Source organism: Candidatus Bathyarchaeota archaeon, assembly GCA_026014805.1.
GTDB lineage: Archaea > Thermoproteota > Bathyarchaeia > Bathyarchaeales > SOJC01 > JAGLZW01.
In genome coordinates this window covers 1-20,354 of sequence record JAOZHR010000003.1, presented here as the reverse complement: position 1 = coordinate 20,354, position 20,354 = coordinate 1, and the positions used below count along the sequence as shown (strand labels likewise).

Below are 20,354 nucleotides of genomic sequence, written 5' to 3'. Positions count from 1 at the left end.
GAGATTCACATCATATGTGGGGGGATTCCCCAGAAGCCAGTTCCTCCTCTTGGATACAGAATCGTGTTTGAAACCCAAGGCCTTGTGGACATGTACTGTGAAAAGTCTCGAATCGTGAGGAACGGAAAGATAATCCAAGTAGACACTCTATCTGGACTCGAAAAAGTTCAGTTTCCCGAAGTTGGAGAGTTAGAAGCCTTCTATACCGACGGACTCTCGACATTACTACGCACTATGAAGGGAAAAGTTAAGAACATGGATGAGAAGACTACCCGTTGGCCAGGTCACGCTGAAAAGATCAGGGCGCTGAGAAACACTGGTTTCTTCAGCGCTGAACCAATAGACGTTGATGGCACAAAGATAATTCCACGCAAAGTGGCAGTTTCCATCTTGGACAAGGTTCTAGCGCTCGGCAAGGAGGAAGACGTTACCGTTCTCAAGGTTGATGTTACAGGGAAAAAAGATGGCAACAGCGTAGAGTATTCTTATTTCACGGTTGACTTTTTCGACAAGCAACTGGAAGTGACTTCTATGGCGCGCACCACCGGATACACGGCTGCCATCGTGGGTAGGATGGTTGCACGTGGAGACATTCAGGACAGAGGATTGGTACCTCCGGAGATAGCCGTAGCCGGAAAACTAAAAAGATTCACAGCGGAACTTGCGCATAGAGGAATCAGGATCCAAGAGATTTCAAAGGTGAAACGTTTCTTATGACCCAACAAGACTGCAAAATTGTACTTGTCGCTGCGGTTAAAATTTAACCCAACCAACCAACCAACCAAGCTGCTTTTAATAGCTGCCGCTTGAGCCTGAATATGGAAAGCAAGCGTCAGCATGATATTGCTCGCTGTCGCTCGCAACTGAAAATGGACCGAAAGTTGAAAGACTCAAGAGGCAGAAATCAAGGCATTTACCTTTTGCAGTGTAATCAAAAAGAAAGAACAGTTCAAATAGGGTTAAACTACGAGGGGTAAAAAATATACAAAAACTTACCCCTCGCAATGCGCGCGCACAAAAATATTATAAGTTTAAATCATAATTGAAGAAAAGGAGATTATAATGCCTACCTATCCAGAACCACTCAGGACATGGAATACAATCGTGAAAGGCACAGTTAAGCGAAAGGCTATACATGTAGAATCTATATCGCCAAACCAACTTGTAGGGAATGTTACGAAGGATGAGGAGTATCACCTATGGTTATCATTCAAGAACACAAGCAATGTTGAGTTGACTTACGAAAATATAGTGATTCGTCTTGTTGGACAGCCTGATCAGATTGATTTCATATTTCCACCTGGAGCGATTGATTATCAAGGCAACCCGCGTATCCACCTAGATACAGGTCGCTTTTCAAGCGGTCAAGAGAGAGGGTGGATGATCCGGTTTAAAGCCCGGAAAACCATGCAGACTAGGAACCTCAAATTCACCACAGGAATCTACGGTTATCTTATTCCTCAGGGTCATTACTGGACAACACTCAGTCCAACCGTCTAACGGCACTGCGCGCGTGTGTGTTTTTTGTTTTTGGAGAGAGAGTTAGATAGAGAGAGTTTGGGTTTTGGATTAAATTTTAACCCAACCAACCAACCAACGACGGACGACGGGATACGGTTAATGGACGGCCTATACCTGTATACACCTGATTTGAATGCCTAGAGGGCTCTAAAAACTCAAAAGGCAGCAATCCAGGTTTTCTTGGTACAGCTTCTTTTCCAAAAGAAGGTGTTGTGGACCGGGCGGGATTTGAACCCGCGGCTTCCGCCTTGCGAAGGCGGCGATCATACCAGACTGATCTACCGGCCCTCTCACTCTTGCTCAGAAGAGAACGTGAATTAAGAAATTTAGAGCTTTCGGCTTTGTTTGGGGGATTCGAGATAGGTTATTATGGTGTATAGGGCTTGTTCTGTGATTCTGCTTATGTTCAGATTGTGTTTTGCGCTTTCTTAGCTATGCTTCGGGATTGCCCATGCCTGAATGCCACAGACGCGAACGCAGTTTCCACCAAATTTAAAAGCAGACATTTTTCAAAGTATCCGATACACAAAAGCTAATTCAGGTGAGAAATTGAGCTACCAGACGAAGAGGATAGCTATCGCTACTCTTTTTGGGGCTATAATATTCATTACTAAGGCTTTACTCCCTTCTCCGATAAATAAGATGTTAATTGGTATCCATGCTCTAATGCTTGCTCTTGGAACCCTTCTATTAAAGAAACAGGGCGCAACTTTTGTTTCATTGATTGGTGGTGTGCTAACAGCCTTGTGGAATGTGGCTTTTGCCCCCTTTACCTTATTCTTTGCTCTTCTGTATGGTTTGTTAGTGGATGCATTTTTCTTACTTTTCAGAATTGATGTCGCACATGGTGAAGTCAAAGCAACCAAAGTGGTGACTGCAATGACTATGAGCACTTCGCTTGTCGGATTCGCAAGCTATTATGTGACTGTTCATCTGCCCAGCACGCGCGCGCTGATGGCATTGATACCTAGAAGTCTTCCATTAGAAGTTTTGATATTAGTTATGGGAACTATCAGTGGTGCTGTAGCTGGTTACTTCGCTTCATTAATCTGGAACAGCCATCTTAAAAATCTCAGACTTTGATGTTCTTTCAATTGCAAAAAGCCAAGGCTTTGGCCTAGCACCCTCAAATTTGTCAATACCCTGAATATCCGAGTTTTCAAGTCGCTTATCAGAGCAGGGTTGGAGTAGTTGTGCATAAACACACTACCCGAAATACGGCCCTGCAGAAAGTCTATCTCTGGATGTCACGCGCACGCATCACTACTAATTATGACGCGGAAGCTGAAAGCATTTCCAAGCACCAAGCAGCAAGAACACACATCAGCAATTTCCAAAACATATCAAGTGTACATATACCGCCTTGACGGATGTAGAGTGTTAAGTCAACAAGTCGGTGCATTCTCTTCAACTCCACTTTTCCAACGCTGTTTTCAATTCTTTGCGAGTTTTTGCATATTCCTTGAGAGGTATTCCTTGCATCTTTGCGTCGACCGCCTGCCTCATTGCTTTAGCGCCTGCGACAGTGCCATTTTTGTGCCCGTGGATTCCTCCTCCTGCTTGGATTATGAAGTCTTTTCCAAAAATCTCAATCAAGGCGGGAACTAAGCTTGGGTGAAGACCTCCCGAAGCCACCGGTAAAACAGGCTTCAGACCATTCATTTCGCCTTTTAATGCATCACAATTTTCCAAAACTTCTTCCCTTGTTTCAGACATTTTTCCAACAGCTGTTCCTACATGAAGCTGGTCCACCCCGATTATCCTGGATACCTTGGCAATGACTTGCATAGAAACTCCGTGTCTAGGGTTTTTCGTGAAGGCTGCGTGCCCAGCTCTGTGAGCATGAATTACGAGGTTAAAGTTTTGGTTTCGCAGTGTCTGTAAGGAGGCAAAACCACAAGTCAGAATGTCTATCATTATGTATTTTCCATCATGGTCTTCTACGAACTGCGCCCGCCTTATCATCTGATTCGTCTCGGAGGTCACGTTAGCCATGTAAACCTTCTTTTCACCGGTCTCTTCTTCAGCTCTGTCTCTACTTTCCAAGGTTTCTATAACACGATCTTCGAAGGGATTGAATCGTTGACTGCCCAAGTTTTCATCATCCTTCACAATATCGCATCCACCAACCCATGCCTCATAAGCAACTTCTGCGTGGTCTCTGGTTCTTAAACCAAGCTTTGGCTTGATTATCGTACCTACTAACGGTCTGTCTTTAATTCTTAAAAGCTCTCGAACTCCGTGAATACCGTATTTAGGACCTTTAAAGCTCTTGATAATTTTTGATGGAAAATGCACGTCACTTAACCTGAGGTTTTTCAACGCAGCCAAGCCAAACACGTTTCCGGCTACGCCGCTGAGAATGTTAGGCATGTTAGCAAATTCAAACAGTTCGATTGGATAAGCTATACGAACATTGCTACCATTGATTTCGAAAACCGTGGCGTGCAATTTTTTCACGTAAGGTTTTTCAGTGGTCAGTTCAGTCCATGTTCCTATAGAGCTTTCAGCAGCAACCCCGCCTGCAGCCACTCTAATATCAATTCCTTTCGGCTCCACATAGAAATCACAAATTAAATCATCTTCTCTAGGAATGTATGAAAGGTCGACAAAATCTAAGTATTTCACACTCTTTCCTCCAGCATTCCACAGTTCATTTAAGAATACTTATGGGTTTTGCGTCACGAACATGCCAACGAATGAACCACTTCTACTGACAATACTACACCGGTCAGTTTTTAATTTGAGGCATGCATCATTAAAATCTGCATTTTATAGAACAACCATAACTTGATGCTCTAGCTGAGAACTAGCTGTTTCGTTCAAATCTATGAGTTGACTTGCATAAGGAGGAGGATTTATGAAAGATAACCAAACAATCTAAAATTGAATACCATTCATGGCGTCTTACGCTTCAGTTAACCACCTCTTTTGGCACGATAAGGTCTTTTCCTTGAAAAACCGTAGACTATTTCGTGGCGAGAGAATCAATAGGAAGACACCATAATTTTTAATAACAACCCGAAGAAATGCACTTTCATTCGGATGGAAAGAGTGGATGGCCAAAAATTCGGGCGTAAAGGTGATTTTGACAGCTTCTGCCACTGAAATGAGCGATTTCTACAACAACCCTTTCGTTGCATTCGTAGCAGGGTTCCCTAAAGGTCCCATACCATTATGGCTCTTGAGGAAGAAGCTCTACCCGCCGGTAGAACGCAACAGTGACAGAACAGCCAGATACGCGCCTTATGGCTTGAGAAAAATAGAAGCTCTTCTTTTAAAGAACGGTTTCGAAGAATCGGAAGTAGCAGTGGTTCATCCCTTCGACCTAGACGCGTTCATAGGACCAGACACAAAAGTAGTCGGTATATCATCTATGGATCCAACGGGCATGGGATACGTTAGTAAAACCTATTCTTCACTCGTAGGTGGAGGAGAACCCATGAATGCCATTGAATTCAGAGATTTAGTGACGCATCAGAGCATCCAAAAGTACAAGCCCAAACTAATTGTTGGCGGTTTTGGGGCGTGGCAGCTGGAACGTAAGAAAGTTGCAGAAAGCTATGGAGTTGACTGTGTAATAATCGGCGAAGCTGAAGCAACAGTTACAGAAATCTTCAGAAAAGCAGTAAATGGCAAACTACTTTCCCGCGTAGTTCGAGCTAAAGGAAGCCCAGAAATCAAAGACGTACCTATCATTAGACACGCAGCTATCCACGGTTGCGTAGAAATCTCCAGAGGTTGCGGTCGAAACTGCCAGTTCTGCACGCCTACGATGCAGAAAAGACGAGACATGCCTCTTGAAAGAATCATGGAAGAAGTGCAGACAACCGTGAGAGAAGGCAGTTCCAGCGTTACGTTGGTAACCGAAGACCTTTTCCTTTATGGTGTAAAGAACAACCACTTCATTCCTAATAAAAAGGCAGTTCTAAAACTAGTTAAAAACGTAGCATCTTATCCGGGAGTCAAAGCAATACAGCCTTCGCATATGTCCTTGGCTCCAGTTGTTTACAACCCCGGCATGATTCAAGAATTAGCTGAAATTTTAATCCAATATCACTGGTACAGTCATGGAAAGAAGCCGATAGTGACTTCTGAAACTGGCATAGAAACTGGAAGCGTCAGGCTTATCAAAAAGCACATGGTTGGAAAACCGCTTCCTTTCAAGCCTGAGAAGTGGAGAGAGATTGTTTGCCAAGCATTTGGAATACTAAACGACAATGATTGGTATCCGCTTGCTACTTTGATAATTGGGCTTCCAGATGAGAAGGAAGAAGATGTTATAGAAACGCTCGAGTTGATGGATGACCTGAAGGATTATTACGCCTTTTTCGTTCCATTACTTTTTGTCCCGCTGGAGAACTGTCTTCTGATGAACAAGTGTGGAGCAGAACTTGATTCTCTTTCAAGAGTGCGCTGGGAATTTCTCATCCGATGTTGGGAGTACAACATCAAAGTCTGGCGAGACTCCTTTCTGGAATACAGAATTTCAAATCCACTGCTTTACAAGCTTGTTAAACGAACAGTGCTTCCATCCGCAGGCAAACTAGCTGGAATCTATTACGGTGCGAAACACGGTGAAATGATGAAAGATGCCATCTGGAAAATGGTGAATGGTTAACGCCTTGTTTCAGGACTCTTGGAATAGCTAAATCTGCAATGCCAACATTCTGCTCCATGTCTGTTTCGAGGTGCTAGTAGCTGCCCTAAGTCTCCTAATGATTCTTTACCTATGTTAACCATGTATATTTGGTGCTCACACACTTTGACAGAAGTAGCGCATGCGAATCGGGATTACTATCAGCTTATAATACGAGTTCACATAATTTATGGGGGAATAAAATGTCGCTCTCAGGGAAAATGTACTTTTGGGGAGATAAGGCGAAATACGTTCCAGAAGAACCTGGAGTTTACGCACTCTATGATAAAGACCAGACTCTAATCTATGTCGGAAAAAGCACTAACCTTAGAGAAGAATTCACTAAATACTTGGAGGCAAATTTTTCCGGCGAACCCTGCAAACGTGAAACCAAATATTATAAGAGAGATGTTACTCCAAGGCAGGAAGATGAGGCAAAGGAACTCTTGCACGAGTACAGACAAAAGCATGGCGAGTTTCCCAAGTGTAATCGTCCTTCTGAACCACCTAAGAAAGAAGTTTCCAGAGAATGTGGATTCCATTTCTACAAAGACATCGGCAAGCCGCTTTTAGAAGTGGCTTTCAATCTACGAGATTTCAAGAGAATAGCAAACACAGCTCCAATTGCTTCGCTTGAGTTTCATCAAAAAAGAGGAGACTTTGCTAAGTGGATCCGTGATGTTCTCAAAAACATGCAACTTGCGAAAGCTATCCATGAAATCAACAAAACTGGAGAAGATCTTAGACGAGAGCTTTTGAATTTGTTGAACAATTCAGAGAGAGCTCAATGTCCTCTATGTGGAATTGAAACTAGTCCGGTAAAGACTTGGAAAATGGCTGGGAGACCGAGCAAAACTGGGGAAAGACTGCAGCTTAAAATAGGTCATTACAAATGTCCGAAATGCAATAAGTCGTTCAGGCGAGTGCTCGCGAAGGAGAAAATTAAAACTACTTGAAACTTTGTCTTAGGTTTTTAATTACAATAACATACGACATGACGTGCAACTGTGAAAGTTAAAGTTGAAAGAATGAGTAGCATGCGCCTAAACCCAGATGATCGTGCAGGATAAAAAGAGAGGATGCTAGAGTGTAGGAGGTGGCGGCAGCAAAGGTCGGTGGGTGTGGCATATTTGGTGCTCCAACTAGGATTTGAACCCGGCAAGTGGCTTTCCATTGAAATTTGTGCATTTATTTCTACTTCGAAGCTTGAAATTAGATGTTATTCGTACCTTAATGCTTCTACTGGTTTAAGTTTCGAAGCTCGCCAAGCAGGGTAAAGTGCAAAGATTACGCTGAGTATTACGCCAAAAGCTAGAGCGCCTAGGAACACTGCTGGAGTTAAAACAGGAGTTATGGCTATTCCGCCTCCGGTTGCAGCATGAGTTCCTTGCCCTGTACCGGGGGGTCCTCCTCCACTAAGGACTGCTGCGACTACGTTTGCCAAAACCCAGCCTGAAGCTACGCCAATTACTGCACCCATCAACCCAACTATTACAGCTTCACTTAAGAAAATCAAAAGCACCGTTCGACTTCTCATACCCAACGCTTTCAGTATCCCTATCTCTCTTGTACGCTCCATCAAAGAAACAATCATAATATTCATTATACCTATCCCCGCCACTAGAAGCGAGATACCAGCTATTCCACCTAAGAAAAGTTCCATGGTGGAGAAAACACTTGAAATGGTACTAAGCACAGCAGTTGAAGAAATCACCGAGACTTGACCGCTGAAAGCCTCTTCTATAGTCTCAGAAACACTCTCAATCGTTGCTTCATCATCATTTTCTAACTGCACAATTATCGTATCACATTCATCAGTTCCAAAGAAACTTTGAGCCTGCGAAATTGGAATGTAAACACTATTATCCGAAGGTCCGATGCCGAAGCCTCCAATTTCCTTAAGAACAGCCGAAACTTGTCCAGTATAAGTTTCATTTGTTAGGGGCCACGTGGTTGTATTAGTCCAGATGATCTCGATGGTGTCATCTACATTGTAGAGTAATGTTTCATTCCGCCAAGGATCACTAATCCGTTTTCCAACTACAGCAATCTCGTTTTCCGGGTTTAGAGGAATTTCCCCATTTTCAGCTACAAAGGTGCTACTGTAAATGTCTGCATATTTGGCGAAATCCACACCTACTATAGTGAGCATAAACTCCGTTTCATCGGATTTAATGTAGCATGCCTTTCGAATTACCGCCACTGACATCTCAACATTTTCTATTTCATCGATTATTTGCGTATAATTAACTAGCAAATTGAAATCAGCTCCTGTACTAGGACCCATAATGAAGCCTCCCCCAGGAGAAACAATTAGCGTGTCGGTCGCGAATCCTGTTTGGAGCTGTCCAGTTATAGTATCTTGGAGACCTTGGCTAATTGAAAGCAAAGCAACGATGGCTGCAATGCCGATAACTACTCCTAATGTTGTTAGGCCTGCACGAAGTTTCCTCAATCGTATTGCACCGAAGGCATAAGAGAAAATGTCGTTTACTTTCAAGTTAGTTCACCTCTTCGGGGATTACTAGGCCGTCAAGCATCTGCACTCTTTTCTTCGCCTGAGATGCTAAATTCTGGTCATGTGTAATCATTATTATTGTTACCCCCTTCTCCTCATTCAGCCTTTTAACTAGCTCTATTATTTCATTTGCAGTTTTAGAGTCAATGTTTCCTGTAGGCTCATCCATTAGCAGAAATTTCGGATTGTTTGCCAAAGCTCTGGCAATCGCCACACGTTGACGTTCACCGCCGCTAAGTTCAGCTGGTTTATGATCCACTCTTTCCTTCAGGCCCACGGTTTCAAGAAGCTCTTCAGCGAGTTTTCTTCTCTCCTTTTTACCTAAGCCAGGTATAGCCATTGGCAATTCAACATTTCCTCTTGCAGTAAGCCGTGGAATAAGATTGAAAAATTGAAATACAAAACCTACTCTCCGCCTCAAGTCGGCCAGTCCGTTGTCATCTAATGTGGAAATGTCAACACCTTCTATGAACACCGTCCCCTCTGTTGGCTTGTCCAATGCGCCAATCATATTCAGAAGTGTAGATTTACCACTACCAGAAGGCCCCGAGATTGCGAGGAAATCACCCTTTTCAACTCTCAAATTTACTCCTTGCAAGGCATCTACCCGAACTTTTCCAAGCATGTAGGTTTTTCTAAGGTTCACAGTTTCAACAACAGGTGTTGTCACACATGTCATCTCCCTTTGATTCTCTCGGTTATTTCCTCCAATGCGCGCGCACGTGATTTATAAGTTTTACGCGACACAAACTTGGAATGTCGGTGCATAAACAAAGATGGCGGGTAATAGCCAAGAACGTGGTGCTCCGGCCGGGATTTGAACCCGGGTCGGTGGCTTTCCCTCTTGGAAAAGACGAGAGGCCACTATACTTAACCGGACTATACTACCGGAGCAATGAGAATTAGAAAGTGCAGTTTCGTGCTTAAATTTTAGGGTATAGAAAAAAAGGAAAAAAAGGAAAGTTGCCTATTCTTAGTCTTCAGGCATTCCACCTGGGCCTTTCCCTGGTTCTTTTGGCTTCGTTGCGGCTATTACATCGTCTATGCGCATTATCATGGATGCAGATTCTGTAGCAGACTTTATCGCTTGTTCCTTCACGGCCATGGGTTCTATTACGCCGTTGCGTTCCATGTTGACAATTTTGCCCGTGAAAACGTTCACTCCCATTAGGTGGCCTTTTTGCTTTTCGTGAGCAGCTCTTAAGCCTACGAGAATGTCAATTTTGTCCAAGCCCGCGTTTTCCGCCAAGGTTTTTGGCACGATTTCAAGTGATTCCGCGAAGGCTTCTATGGCTAGTTGTTCTCTTCCACCAATTTTTGTAGCGTATTCGCGGATTTCCTTTGCGAGTTCTTCTTCGATGGCTCCGCCGCCTGGGACTATTTTGTTGTTTTCGATGACGTCTGAGACTACTGAAAGGGCGTCGTGCATTGCGCGTTCAGCTTCGTCCACCATGCGTTCTAGGCCTGCGCGGATCAGGATGGCTACTGAGTGAGGCGTCTTGCATTTTTCTACGAATATCATTTTGTCGTCGCCGACTTTCCGTTCCTCGACGAGACCTGCTGTTCCTAAATCTTTCTTCTTGAGGTCTTCTAGGTTTGTGATGATTTTTCCACTGGTTGCCCTGGCGAGTTTTTCCATGTCCGACTGCTTTACTCTTCTCGCGGAAAGTACGCCTTTTTTGGCTAGGAAGTGCTGTGCCATGTCGTCCATTCCTTTTTGGCAGAAGAGTACGTTGGCGCCTGAAGCTGTGATTTTCTTTACCATGTCTTGGAGCATATGTGTTTCTTGGTCTAGGAAAGCTTGTATTTGGGCTGGGTCTTTGATGCGTATTTCAGCATTGAATTCTGTTTTTTCGACTTCAAGGGGGCAATCAAGCAAAGCAATTTTCGCGCTTTTAGTTATTTTCGGCATTCCTGCGTGGACGACTTCTTTGTCGATTATGATGCCTTTAACAAGTTGGCTGTCGAAGAGGCTTTTTCCCTCTTTTTTGGTGATTTGAATATTGTCGATGTCAGCTATCCACCTGTCGCCGCGTTTTTCGGCAATTTGCCTCACAGCATCAATGGCAATATCTGCGAATGTTTCTCTTGCAGAACCTACTGCTTTGCTTCCCATGCTAGTTAATGCAACCTTTCGAAGCGTTGCACGGTCTTCTATGTCTACAATGATGCCTATTTTGTTGAGGATTTCAACCGCTTTTTGTGCCGCTTTGCGGTAGCCGCTTACGATTATTAATGGGTGGATGTTTTGGTCTAAGAGTTCTTCTGCGTGTTTGAGAAGCTCGCCTGCCAACACTACGGCTGTTGTCGTTCCGTCGCCAACCATGTCATCTTGGGTTTTAGCCACTTCCACCATCATCTTTGCCGCGGGGTGTTCAACATCTACGTCGTCGAGTATGGCTGCACCGTCGTTTGTTATTGTTATGTCACCTAGGGAGTCAATTAGCATTTTGTCCATTCCACGAGGACCTAGAGTAGTGCGAAGTACTTCTCCTATTGTTCGTGCTGCCATGATGTTGTTTCTCTGAGCCTCTCGGCCGCGTCGCCTGCCAGTTCCTTCTTTAAGAATTAGTATCGGTTGTCCGCCTTGGGTAGTTAAATAAGCCATTTCTTCCATCTCCTTTGTGATAAGTGCTAGAGTATGCAATTTTCAACGAAAATATAAACTTTGCTCAAGAAGGTACTGTGTCCTCTGCGTCGGATTTGAAACGTGTTTTTTTTCGTCGGATGGAACATGCCCGAGCAATTTAAGGCGCTGTCAAGTCCTCATCGGTTCGCTTACCCTGTAAAATTTCGTCGGATGAATTACGGAGGGGGGATATTGTAAACTTATTGGCAGTAAATATATATGATTGTCAATCAATAGAAGATAGTGACTGTAAACCAACAGAAGACGTTGAAATGTCATCCTTGGCAATTGGATCGCAAGTTCAGTTGATCTTTCGAACACAATTTCTGACGTTTACGGCTGACCAGTTCAGCAAAGCCCTAAAGGGAAATGGTTACTTAGTGATGCAAAGTCAGATGGCAAACCCACAAGGCACTCAAGCACCACCGATTTTCATTCAAAGCTTTTCAAAGGGAGATGTAACGGTTCTTCTACCTCCAGTTCAACCCCCAAATCTTCCAATTATAGTCTTCCAGATACTAAATACAGTCAATCTGGAACCAAAGTATGAAGAAGTGAAAAAAATACTGATTGCCCTTAACATATATCCCGAAATCATTTCGGACGCTAGTTTCAAATGCACTACAAGAAGAAAAGCGAAGACTACGCCCCTAAGTAGCTTAACTTCAATGGTAGATACAGAATACATCAAAAACATATCAAAAAATTTTACTACTGAGTTGAAGGTTGCTTCCCTCAAATTTGTCACTAGTTTTCCATTAAAACCAGGAGGGTGTCAAGTGATTATAGAACCATTAATAACGAGCGCAGAGAACGAATATTATGTAGAAATATCATTTATGACAACTAAGATAAAACAATTTGACAAATTCATTGGCGAATTTGGAAGTGACATGATCCAAAGAATAATTGAGGAGACGGAAAGAAATGTCTAGTGCGTTCATAATCGATAATAATCAAATACAAAAAGCGAGATTTGCCAAAATATGGGAAAATTCCATTCAAGGCTGGTCAGTGTCAGTAATGGAGAGAGAGCAAGTAATCATCCCAACCAACTCTCTAACCGAAATTCAACGAGGAGCAACTGAGACTGCGGATTTGTCACATGTTGCGTGGGAATTGTTCCCTTCCAAAGACCCATTCTCTCTGTCATTCACAGAATTTATCAACTTGGAACTGAATGAAACTGAAGAGTTGCTTAAGAGAGTCTACGACTCATGTAAATACCTGCTTGAGAAAGCTTGGAAAGAAGGCACTCAGCAGGTTATGATTTGTGATGGCAAAATCATTCTGAGAAGTAAAGAAATCGATGGAATATCGTCTGAAGATATAGAAAGAGTAGCAAAGGAAAAAGACAAAGCTTGCTATGCATTCTCAGCTCCAGATGTTGTCGAAGAGTCTGTTTGGACTTCTATAGATAACAATGACTCTTACCCTACGCTTCAAGTGTATTTGGGTACAGAGGATTCGGATGATAATGAGATTGTAGAGAACTCATCACCTGTCTACGCTGATTTGGATACAGGTAACCCTTACCTTAAAGTTTTTGACGCTAATCAACTTTCCGAACCATTAACTAAATTTTCACCATTGCAAATGCGAAGTGGAGTACATCTCAATCGTAATTACACATATTACAACAAGAGGGTGAAGATGTGCGTCAAGGATATCAATGGAAATATCAATTCTATTACATGCAGTGTGCGATTTATTAGGGATTGGATTGGATGCGCTCTCTTGCAAGCTAGCCCAAATCGAAGGGGATTCATTGGTCGAGATATGTTGCGCATTTTGAACATTAGGCTTAAACTTGACCCGTTGAAAAAGATCACACAGATACTAGATGTATCGTCTTAATCCTTTAGAGGAATAGAAACTATTCTTCACTGAAGCATGCTTGCTTGCATTTTGGATTAAGGTTATCCATTTGTTTTTTCCTTCAACAGTTATTCCACATGCTTCGGCTGGTGTCTTACCCTTTAACCCTTCATGTTCTCTAATGTAGTTGTGGAAAATTTGGATACCTGTTAATATTGGCGTGTCTTTCCGTTTTAATCCCCTCATAACTTTCTCTCGATCTCTTATTTCGCCATTCAACCTTTCCATCTTGTTATTATTCATATCCCCTTGAATTTTGATGTGGCGCACATGCTTGGTTCTTGGGTTACGGAGTGTCCAAAACTCTCTCTTGAATGCTTGATGATACGATTGCAGACCGTCAGTTATTAGAGTTTCAGGTTTCTTTCCAGTTACCTTTTTGGCCATTTGGAATAGTTTTCTTGCGTCATGTTTGTATTTGGTTTCTGCAACCTCTTGGGCAATCCAGTAACGAGTTTCATCGTCCATTATGGCGAAAACATATTTCATATCGCCTTTGAATTTCACCCAAAGTTCATCAGCTCTCCAAGTATCCGAAACATTCGGTCTTAATTTCTCGATGTATTTTTCCATTAATCCGATATACTTCTTTATCCATTTGTAAACCGTTGAGTGTGCAACTTCTACGCCTAGAAGTCTGAGCGATTTCTGAGTGTTCCGCAGTGATTCTCCGCTAAAATATAGTTGCAGTGCTGTTGTTATTGCTTGCGGACTATGTTTCATCTTTTCAAATCCTACATTGAAGGAGAAGTATTGTTGACAGTTTCGGCAGTAGAATTTTTGAATGTCTGTGTGTTTGTTGTGTCGGATTCCATCTTTTACTATGTTATCTGAACCACAGAACACGCAAGAAGAAACGTTGTTTATTGGTGTAATCCGTGTGGGTTCTATTCTTTTCTTTAGTGCTAACGAAAATTCTACGGCGTAGATGTGTTTGCATTTGACATGTCGGTATATGTGGTCTGGACAGCTACACATCCAACCAATGCTAGTTTTCAGAACTTCATATTTTCCGTTTCCAGATTGGGATTTGACTTTGTAACTGCTATATTCAAAAACTTTGACTTGGTCAGACATGACCGCTATTGCCTTTCCCCGTTCTTTACGAGCTTTGAGTTGTGCTGTTGTTAAAGCCATTATACTACACCATTGCTTTGTAGTATTGTATTAGCAATAACTGCTATTTATATTTTACTACGACACTTTAAATACTACAATAATATAAAGTTGTTTGTGGTAATCGATATGGGTGATAAAAAGAAGCAAATAGTAACTTCTCTAAGAGTGAATGCTGACATATGGAAAGAGGCAAGAATACAGGCAATTAGACATGACTTAAATTTAGCAGACCTCGTTGAAGAAGCCATAGAACTTTGGATTGAACGAGAAACAAAGTCAACTCATTCACGGAAGGATAAAAATGAATCCTCGTGAAAGTTGGTACACAGAACGACGAGAATACCTCAACAAGTTAGATGCTGAAATCGAAGAACTCATCCAACTGCTACCGATTGGTCGACCCATTCTGAAAAACTATATCCTTAACCTAAACCCTATGCTTCGAAAAATGGTGCTTGAAATCAAGACTAACAGCAATATTTTGGAGATATTAGAAGGTTGGATGCAGGACATAGATGAGCGAATAACCGTGCTAGAGAGCAAAATTCAACTCAAAAAAGGTTTGGATATGAAGAAAATAGAAGAAGATGTTAAGACAGTGAAAAAGGACATCAAAGAAAGAATTTTCCCTGCTGTTGAACTTATAGAAGAGGCTAAAAAGCGGCGTGAAAAATGGATGAAAGATAACAGGTGAATTGATTGTCATATGATCTCATTAGAGAAACGAGAGATACACTTGATGAATTGATGCGTATGCACAGGTTGAATCTAGAGCTTTTTGAAACCCTCACAGTTATACTCCAGAGGGTTTTCCAGTATACAAAAGAAAATAATATTACTTTAGATGAAGCAACCCAATCGTTGCTAAACCGAATACCGACCATCTATAAAGAAATTGTTTCGCCACCGTTTTTGCAACATCAAACCATCCGACGAAAAAAAACACGTTTCAAATCCGACGCAGAGGACACAGTACCCTCAAGAAGGAACTGGTGCGTAGTTGAGGCTTGTGTTGCAAACTGAGGCTCAAGGCACACCATTTATCTGAAAAAAGGCTTAATAAACGATAGTGCTTTTCCCTTCAAGCCAAAAGAGCCACTCATTGCTAGGATAGAAGGAAAAAGACTTGTCATCGAAAAACTAAACAGTGAAAAGGGAGAATAGTAGAGTGGATAAACCTGAGTTCAGTGTTGACTCTAGACTTTGAAAAATGAGGGAGAGAGATGGCTCAAAAACTGACTCGATCTTTGGAGTCAGCTACAAGGAAGCATATAGATCTCATTCTAACAAACCTTGGTTGGAAAACTGACGAATCTAGCAAAGATTGTAATGTTTTCACAGAACGAGCAAAAACAGTGGAACAAAATAAGAAGCTTGTTGGGAATAGCCCTGATTATGTTCTCTATGAATCTGAGACTGATGAACCAATTGCTATCATAGAGGCAAAGCGGAAAGGGCGAAATATAGATCAAGCAATAAAAGAAGCAGAAGAAAAATATGCTAACCCTCTTGAAGTGAAAATTATTTTCGCTTATGATGGTGCGTTTTTCAAGTCATGGCATACCGAAGCCAAAAGAGAATTGCTCATTGATGGAACTGCAGTTACCCAACTAATTCCAGAAAAAAGGCTATTGCGTTTTCTGAAAGAAGGCTACAGCATTTCAGAAGTATCGCCAAAAACTAAACACACAAGAGCTGAACTCATAAACATTTTCAAATGGGCAAATGACCTTTTTCGAAAAGAGGGTTTACGTGAAGGCATAGAAAGATTTACAGAATTTGCAAACCTATTATTTCTGAAATTAATCAGTGAAATGGAAATCGAGAGAGAAGAAGAAGGTGCACCTCGAATCCTTGAAGAACAATATTGTTGGGAGGCTTTTTCAGATTTAGACGAGAAAAGAATGATGAATTACATTAACAATACAGTCCTTCCCTACTTAGTAGATAGATACAATCACAGTGGAGATGTTTTCAATAAGGAACTTTTAATCAGAAATCCTAAAACATTGGTTGCAATAGTAAAAAAATTAGATTCTATAAGATTGATGGATGCTGATTCAGATGTTAAGGGAGATGCCTTTGAGTATTTCCTAAAAGACTCTGTAATAGTTGGTAATGACCTTGGAGAATATTTCACACCAAGGCATTTAGTCAAATTTATGATAGAACTCATAGAGCCAAAATTTGGAGAAAAGATTTATGATCCGACCTGTGGCACTGGTGGATTCTTGATTGCTGCATTTAACTATATAAAAAAGAGATGTGCGAACACTAAAGAGAATAACGAGATATTGAAAGGAAAGACTGTTTACGGTAGAGAATTAACAAACACTGCAAGAATCGCTAAGATGAACATGATTCTTACTGGAGATGGACACACTAACATCAAGCAAATGGATAGTCTGGCAAATCCCATAAAAGAAGAATTTGACGTAGTCCTCGCTAATCCACCTTATGGACAGCAAACAGATTATGGAGATTACTATTCTATTCCTTCTAATAGTGGGGATGCAATTTTCATTCAGCATATATACACAAGCCTTAAAGAGGGCGGAAGAGCTGCGGTTGTAGTTCCTGAGGGGCTGTTATTTAGAGGGAATTTGCGTGAAGTTAGGAAGTTCCTCTTGAAGAACTGTGATATAGAAGGTGTAATTTCTTTACCTCAAGGAATATTTCGCCCTTATGCAAATAACAAGACTAACATCATTGTCTTTAGAAAAGATAGTGCTGGAACAAAGAAAGTTTGGTTTTATAATCTTATGGCTGATGGTTTTGACCTTAAGAGTGATTTAAGGAGACCTGTTAATGGCAATGATATTCCTGATTTGCTTAGTAAATGGTCAGATAGAGCAGAGTCATCGAAATCTTGGATTGTTAATATTGAAACAATCGAGAAAACTAAATATGAACTGCTAGTTAAAACCTACAAACCAAGGCTAAAAATCGCAGATAGATTCCAACCTAAATACCCTTTAATCAAGTTCTCAGAAATAATGACAGAAGATAAAAAGTACGTCCTTATCGATAACACACAGAAATATCAAAGAGTAAGGGTTCAATGGTATGGAAAAGGTGTTGTCAAAAGAGACAAAATTCTTGGTAGAAAACTGAAGACCAAGAAACAGAAAATAGCAAAAACAGGGCAATTCATAGTTGCAGAGATAGATGCAAAAAATGGAAGCTTTGGCATTATACCGAAAGAGCTTGATGGTGCAATTGTGTCATCACATTATTTCTTATTTGACTTGGGTAAAACACGAGTTCTTCCACAATACTTCGACTACTTAATCAGATATGGTCCTTATGAAGAATTGATACAACCTAAAGTAAAAGGAACGACAAATTATGCTGCAATAAGACCTCGTGATGTTCTGGATTTAGAAATACCTTTGCCATCAATTGAAGCTCAGAAGTCAATTGTGGAGCGTTTTGCAAAACAAGAATCGATTATAGAAAATACGTCAAGAACAACTTCATCAATCAAAGAAGGCATTGTAGATAGAACTGACTTTGATGGAGACTGGCAGTTTGAAGACTTGGAGAATTTATGTGAAGAGATAACATCTGGAGGAACACCTTCAAGGACAATTACAACCTATTTCAAAGGCAATATACCTTGGGTAAAAATTTCTGATTTAGTAGAGTTAGAGTATGTTAAAGACACAGAAGAGAAGATAACCAAAGAAGCATTAGAAAATTCAAGTGCGAAAATGTTATCGCAAGGAACTGTTCTAGTCTCTATATTTGCAACAATAGCTAAAGTTTCAATTCTTGACATTGATGCATGCACAAACCAAGCAATTGCTTCATTAAAGCCAAAAAGTTCCAAAATCATGAGTGAATATCTGATGTATTACCTACATACCCTGAAGCCGTATTATATTCAAAAAGCAAGAGGAGTATCTCAGAAAAACATTAATCTTCAAGTTCTAAAATCGGTAAAAATTCCTGTTCCACATCTATCCATCCAAAAATCCATAGTTGAGAAAATAAATTCTCGCAAGATGATTTTAGATGAACTGGAAAAAACAAGGCTAAGGGCAATGAATGTCATAAAAAGGATTGTCGAAAACATTTTTGGAATAAATCACACGAGAGTAGAAGCAACTAAGAACACAAAACTGGTGGACTTTAAAAACAACTCATAGGAGAAATGCGTAAATTACTGTAACAATTCCTCTACATTTGACGCCTCTCTTATCAACTCTATTTTTCTTCCCGAATTTTTCATTTTTAAGTAAATGTATTTAGTAAAAATTCTTACTTGCCTATTTTCATCTTTCACTAAAACAACGCCTTTTATTTTGGTCAAATCTTTTCCTCTTGAAAATAAACTACTTACTAAGTTAAAAAGCCTTAATTTGCAACAGTCGAAAAGCCTCAAGCCTCACTTTGCAACGCAAGCCTCAACTACGCACCAGTATCCTCAAGAACATTCTCGATTTAAATTTGTCGGCTTTCCTCTCTTTCAAAGAATTATTCCTGGTGTAACACGATTTCTGTGGGGTCAAAGAATAACATGCCTTAGCTACATGCCAAAAATCTGCATTTGATTCAGACAAGTGCGTCATTGAACACCGGCTCCAGGTTCCGGGTTATCGCGGGGCTTATCCTAGGATTGCGTATCTACGCACTCTGTTTTTGCAGTCTTGCGAGTTTTCTTTTCTTTCGCTTTACTTTCCTTTCCTTCTTTGTTAGAGGCTTGGGCTTTTTCTCCCGTGCTTCGCCTCTCATGCCTTCACTCATAGACTTCCCTCATACTAAGTTAGTTCAAAAGTATTTTAAATTTGTATGGCTAACAGACATGAGTGCCTGCAGAGATAGGGAGAGTAAGAATTAGCAATGATCGGGATTGAAGCGTCGACAATTGCTATCGTTTCTGTTATTTTCGTTCAAGTTTCGAGCTGATAGTTCCGAAGATTGCCCCTGCGGCAGCAATCCAAGGTCCAATTAGAAGATTAAGCGTATTTCCTTCTAGATCATTTGCACTAGCAAGAGTGATGGTTATTACCATGACGGATATGAAAAAACCAATGGCTGAAGCGACTGTTGCAAGTTGTATTCCAACTCTATACCCGAGAATATGTATAGTTCCACCGAAAATCGTTAAGATTGTAAGGAGAATTAAAACCATTGGAATAACTAACTGTGCTTGGTTCTGGGCGTGGGTTAATCCGTAAATTGCATTTTCCTGCACGTCTAACCATGGGAGAAACAGCGCGGCAAATATTATGCACCCCGCAGCGATGGCTACACCGCCTTGCACAAAAATGTCTGCAGTTTGTTCTTTTTCTCTTCCAATCAACCAAAACACCTTCTTTAAACTTTCAACTATTCAATTGTCACATTTACTTTATATTTTTTTGTCCAAGGTTTGGTGGATAAAGAAACATCTGTAGAGGGAATAGAATAATTAACGTTTAATTCTGCGCGCACAGTTTTGCTAAGGAATGACGCACTTTTGAAACTAAGGGCATTACTATTCGGAGGCAACCGAGTACAGAAGTCCCACAAGTCCCAAGACTACATGTCGCAGTTTTTCTTGGGAAACTGTCCATCTATTTAGTGCATCCAGCCTTTCATCCGTAGCCTCAGCAAAATCCTCAGTTTCCTGCGAGCTTCTGTGTTTTTCTTTGCGCTTGGAATCCCACTCGCTAGCATACTCCTTAGTTTGGTGAAACAATTCAACAATTTGTTTACTATACGCAGCTATCTTCCCAGCTACGGTGGGATTGTGTTTCTTTGCATAATCGGCAACCATGAAGAGACGTTCCAAGTTGGTCCAGTATGCTTCTGCGGTTCCGAACCAATTGTGAAGCGGATGAAAACAGTCTTTGTCCCCGTAAAGCATCTCTAGTTCTTCGAGAATCTTTGCGTCTATAGCCCTCATGGGACATTCTTTTTCACTCGACAGAGTTAAAACCTTTTGCGCGCACATGCGAGTGTGTGTGATGTGTTTTACAAAAAAATAAAAGTGTTTTTGGTTTTGGCTTGCGCAAGCTTGGTTTGTGAGGTGTATTTTACTAAACTTTTTCTGCAAACCAATT

At 41.2% G+C, this 20,354-nt stretch carries 18 protein-coding genes and 2 tRNA genes; 11 read left to right on the top strand and 9 right to left on the bottom strand.

Features of this window, described 5'->3' with window-relative positions:
• On the top strand, positions 1-717 hold a 717-nt coding region (locus NWE91_00525; protein ID MCW3984890.1), incomplete at its 5' end, for a hypothetical protein.
• Between the two features lie 345 nt (positions 718-1,062).
• Positions 1,063-1,500 carry a hypothetical protein gene (locus NWE91_00520; protein MCW3984889.1) on the top strand — a complete coding sequence of 146 codons (438 nt, stop codon included), beginning with the start codon at positions 1,063-1,065 and terminating at the stop codon, positions 1,498-1,500.
• Positions 1,501-1,734: 234 nt separating this feature from the next.
• Here NWE91_00520 and NWE91_00515 read toward each other — a convergent pair.
• Positions 1,735-1,809, bottom strand: a tRNA-Ala gene (locus NWE91_00515).
• A 261-nt stretch (positions 1,810-2,070) separates the two neighbouring features.
• Between NWE91_00515 and NWE91_00510 the strand changes: the two genes are divergently transcribed.
• A complete protein-coding gene (locus NWE91_00510) occupies positions 2,071-2,604 on the top strand; it encodes an ECF transporter S component (protein ID MCW3984888.1) in 534 nt (177 codons plus the stop codon).
• Positions 2,605-2,928: 324 nt separating this feature from the next.
• On the opposite strand, the gene rbcL is transcribed toward NWE91_00510, so the two are convergent.
• Positions 2,929-4,173: a type III ribulose-bisphosphate carboxylase gene (gene rbcL, locus NWE91_00505; GenBank protein MCW3984887.1), complete on the bottom strand. Its 1,245-nt coding sequence runs from the start codon at positions 4,171-4,173 to the stop codon at positions 2,929-2,931.
• Positions 4,174-4,579: 406 nt separating this feature from the next.
• Between rbcL and NWE91_00500 the strand changes: the two genes are divergently transcribed.
• Both NWE91_00500 and NWE91_00495 read left to right on the top strand, forming a co-directional pair.
• Positions 4,580-6,142, top strand: coding sequence for a B12-binding domain-containing radical SAM protein (locus tag NWE91_00500; GenBank protein MCW3984886.1), 1,563 nt, complete (start codon positions 4,580-4,582; stop codon positions 6,140-6,142).
• Positions 6,143-6,363: 221 nt separating this feature from the next.
• On the top strand, positions 6,364-7,116 hold the full coding sequence (locus NWE91_00495) for a hypothetical protein (protein MCW3984885.1): 753 nt from the start codon (positions 6,364-6,366) through the stop codon (positions 7,114-7,116).
• A gap of 263 nt (positions 7,117-7,379) precedes the next feature.
• Here the strand turns inward: NWE91_00495 and NWE91_00490 are convergent, their stop codons facing one another.
• The 4 genes from NWE91_00490 to thsB all read right to left on the bottom strand — a co-directional run bounded on the left by NWE91_00490 (position 7,380) and on the right by thsB (position 11,286).
• The gene (locus NWE91_00490; GenBank protein MCW3984884.1) at positions 7,380-8,660 is read right to left on the bottom strand and encodes an ABC transporter permease; all 1,281 of its coding nucleotides are present in this window, start codon (positions 8,658-8,660) and stop codon (positions 7,380-7,382) included.
• Between the two features lies 1 nt (position 8,661).
• Entirely contained in the window at positions 8,662-9,303 is a 642-nt protein-coding gene (locus NWE91_00485; GenBank protein MCW3984883.1) for an ABC transporter ATP-binding protein, read from the bottom strand.
• Between the two features lie 174 nt (positions 9,304-9,477).
• Positions 9,478-9,572 (bottom strand) — tRNA-Glu (locus NWE91_00480).
• Between the two features lie 79 nt (positions 9,573-9,651).
• Positions 9,652-11,286 carry a thermosome subunit beta gene (thsB, locus tag NWE91_00475; GenBank protein MCW3984882.1) on the bottom strand — a complete coding sequence of 545 codons (1,635 nt, stop codon included), beginning with the start codon at positions 11,284-11,286 and terminating at the stop codon, positions 9,652-9,654.
• Between the two features lie 224 nt (positions 11,287-11,510).
• Between thsB and NWE91_00470 the strand changes: the two genes are divergently transcribed.
• Both NWE91_00470 and NWE91_00465 read left to right on the top strand, forming a co-directional pair.
• Positions 11,511-12,242, top strand: coding sequence for a hypothetical protein (locus NWE91_00470; GenBank protein ID MCW3984881.1), 732 nt, complete (start codon positions 11,511-11,513; stop codon positions 12,240-12,242).
• Positions 12,235-13,164 (top strand): hypothetical protein, encoded by a 930-nt coding sequence (locus NWE91_00465; GenBank protein MCW3984880.1) that lies wholly within the window; start codon positions 12,235-12,237, stop codon positions 13,162-13,164. The genes NWE91_00470 and NWE91_00465 overlap by 8 nt, the downstream gene beginning before the upstream one ends.
• On the opposite strand, the gene NWE91_00460 is transcribed toward NWE91_00465, so the two are convergent.
• Positions 13,147-14,322, bottom strand: a complete 1,176-nt coding sequence (locus NWE91_00460) for a DDE-type integrase/transposase/recombinase (GenBank protein MCW3984879.1) — start codon at positions 14,320-14,322, stop codon at positions 13,147-13,149. The two genes, NWE91_00465 and NWE91_00460, sit on opposite strands and share 18 nt — an antisense overlap.
• Positions 14,323-14,430: 108 nt before the next feature.
• Here NWE91_00460 and NWE91_00455 point away from each other — a divergent pair, with 108 nt between their 5' ends.
• The 4 genes from NWE91_00455 (at position 14,431) to NWE91_00440 (ending at position 18,455) form a co-directional block, all read left to right on the top strand.
• Positions 14,431-14,619: a hypothetical protein gene (locus NWE91_00455; protein ID MCW3984878.1), complete on the top strand. Its 189-nt coding sequence runs from the start codon at positions 14,431-14,433 to the stop codon at positions 14,617-14,619.
• The gene (locus NWE91_00450; GenBank protein ID MCW3984877.1) at positions 14,606-14,998 is read left to right on the top strand and encodes a hypothetical protein; all 393 of its coding nucleotides are present in this window, start codon (positions 14,606-14,608) and stop codon (positions 14,996-14,998) included. The genes NWE91_00455 and NWE91_00450 overlap by 14 nt, the downstream gene beginning before the upstream one ends.
• A 5-nt stretch (positions 14,999-15,003) precedes the next feature.
• The gene (locus NWE91_00445; GenBank protein ID MCW3984876.1) at positions 15,004-15,327 is read left to right on the top strand and encodes a hypothetical protein; all 324 of its coding nucleotides are present in this window, start codon (positions 15,004-15,006) and stop codon (positions 15,325-15,327) included.
• A 200-nt stretch (positions 15,328-15,527) separates the two neighbouring features.
• Positions 15,528-18,455, top strand: a complete 2,928-nt coding sequence (locus NWE91_00440; GenBank protein MCW3984875.1) for an N-6 DNA methylase — start codon at positions 15,528-15,530, stop codon at positions 18,453-18,455.
• 734 nt (positions 18,456-19,189) lie between these two features.
• On the opposite strand, the gene NWE91_00435 is transcribed toward NWE91_00440, so the two are convergent.
• Positions 19,190-19,612 (bottom strand): hypothetical protein, encoded by a 423-nt coding sequence (locus NWE91_00435; protein MCW3984874.1) that lies wholly within the window; start codon positions 19,610-19,612, stop codon positions 19,190-19,192.
• Between the two features lie 174 nt (positions 19,613-19,786).
• The coding region (locus NWE91_00430) for a hypothetical protein (GenBank protein MCW3984873.1) at positions 19,787-20,354 on the bottom strand (568 nt) is incomplete at its 5' end.

What these genes read in the sequence shown, in the direction of transcription:
- NWE91_00520 (MCW3984889.1), top strand. Translation starts at nt 1,063, where the DNA reads ATGCCTACCTATCCAGAACCACTCAGGACATGGAATACAATCGTGAAA.
- NWE91_00500 (MCW3984886.1), top strand. Translation starts at nt 4,580, where the DNA reads ATGGCCAAAAATTCGGGCGTAAAGGTGATTTTGACAGCTTCTGCCACT.
- NWE91_00495 (MCW3984885.1), top strand. Translation starts at nt 6,364, where the DNA reads ATGTCGCTCTCAGGGAAAATGTACTTTTGGGGAGATAAGGCGAAATAC.
- NWE91_00485 (MCW3984883.1), bottom strand. Translation starts at nt 9,303, where the DNA reads ATGCTTGGAAAAGTTCGGGTAGATGCCTTGCAAGGAGTAAATTTGAGA.
- thsB (MCW3984882.1), bottom strand. Translation starts at nt 11,286, where the DNA reads ATGGCTTATTTAACTACCCAAGGCGGACAACCGATACTAATTCTTAAA.
- NWE91_00465 (MCW3984880.1), top strand. Translation starts at nt 12,235, where the DNA reads ATGTCTAGTGCGTTCATAATCGATAATAATCAAATACAAAAAGCGAGA.
- NWE91_00460 (MCW3984879.1), bottom strand. Translation starts at nt 14,322, where the DNA reads ATGGCTTTAACAACAGCACAACTCAAAGCTCGTAAAGAACGGGGAAAG.
- NWE91_00455 (MCW3984878.1), top strand. Translation starts at nt 14,431, where the DNA reads ATGGGTGATAAAAAGAAGCAAATAGTAACTTCTCTAAGAGTGAATGCT.
- NWE91_00450 (MCW3984877.1), top strand. Translation starts at nt 14,606, where the DNA reads ATGAATCCTCGTGAAAGTTGGTACACAGAACGACGAGAATACCTCAAC.
- NWE91_00440 (MCW3984875.1), top strand. Translation starts at nt 15,528, where the DNA reads ATGGCTCAAAAACTGACTCGATCTTTGGAGTCAGCTACAAGGAAGCAT.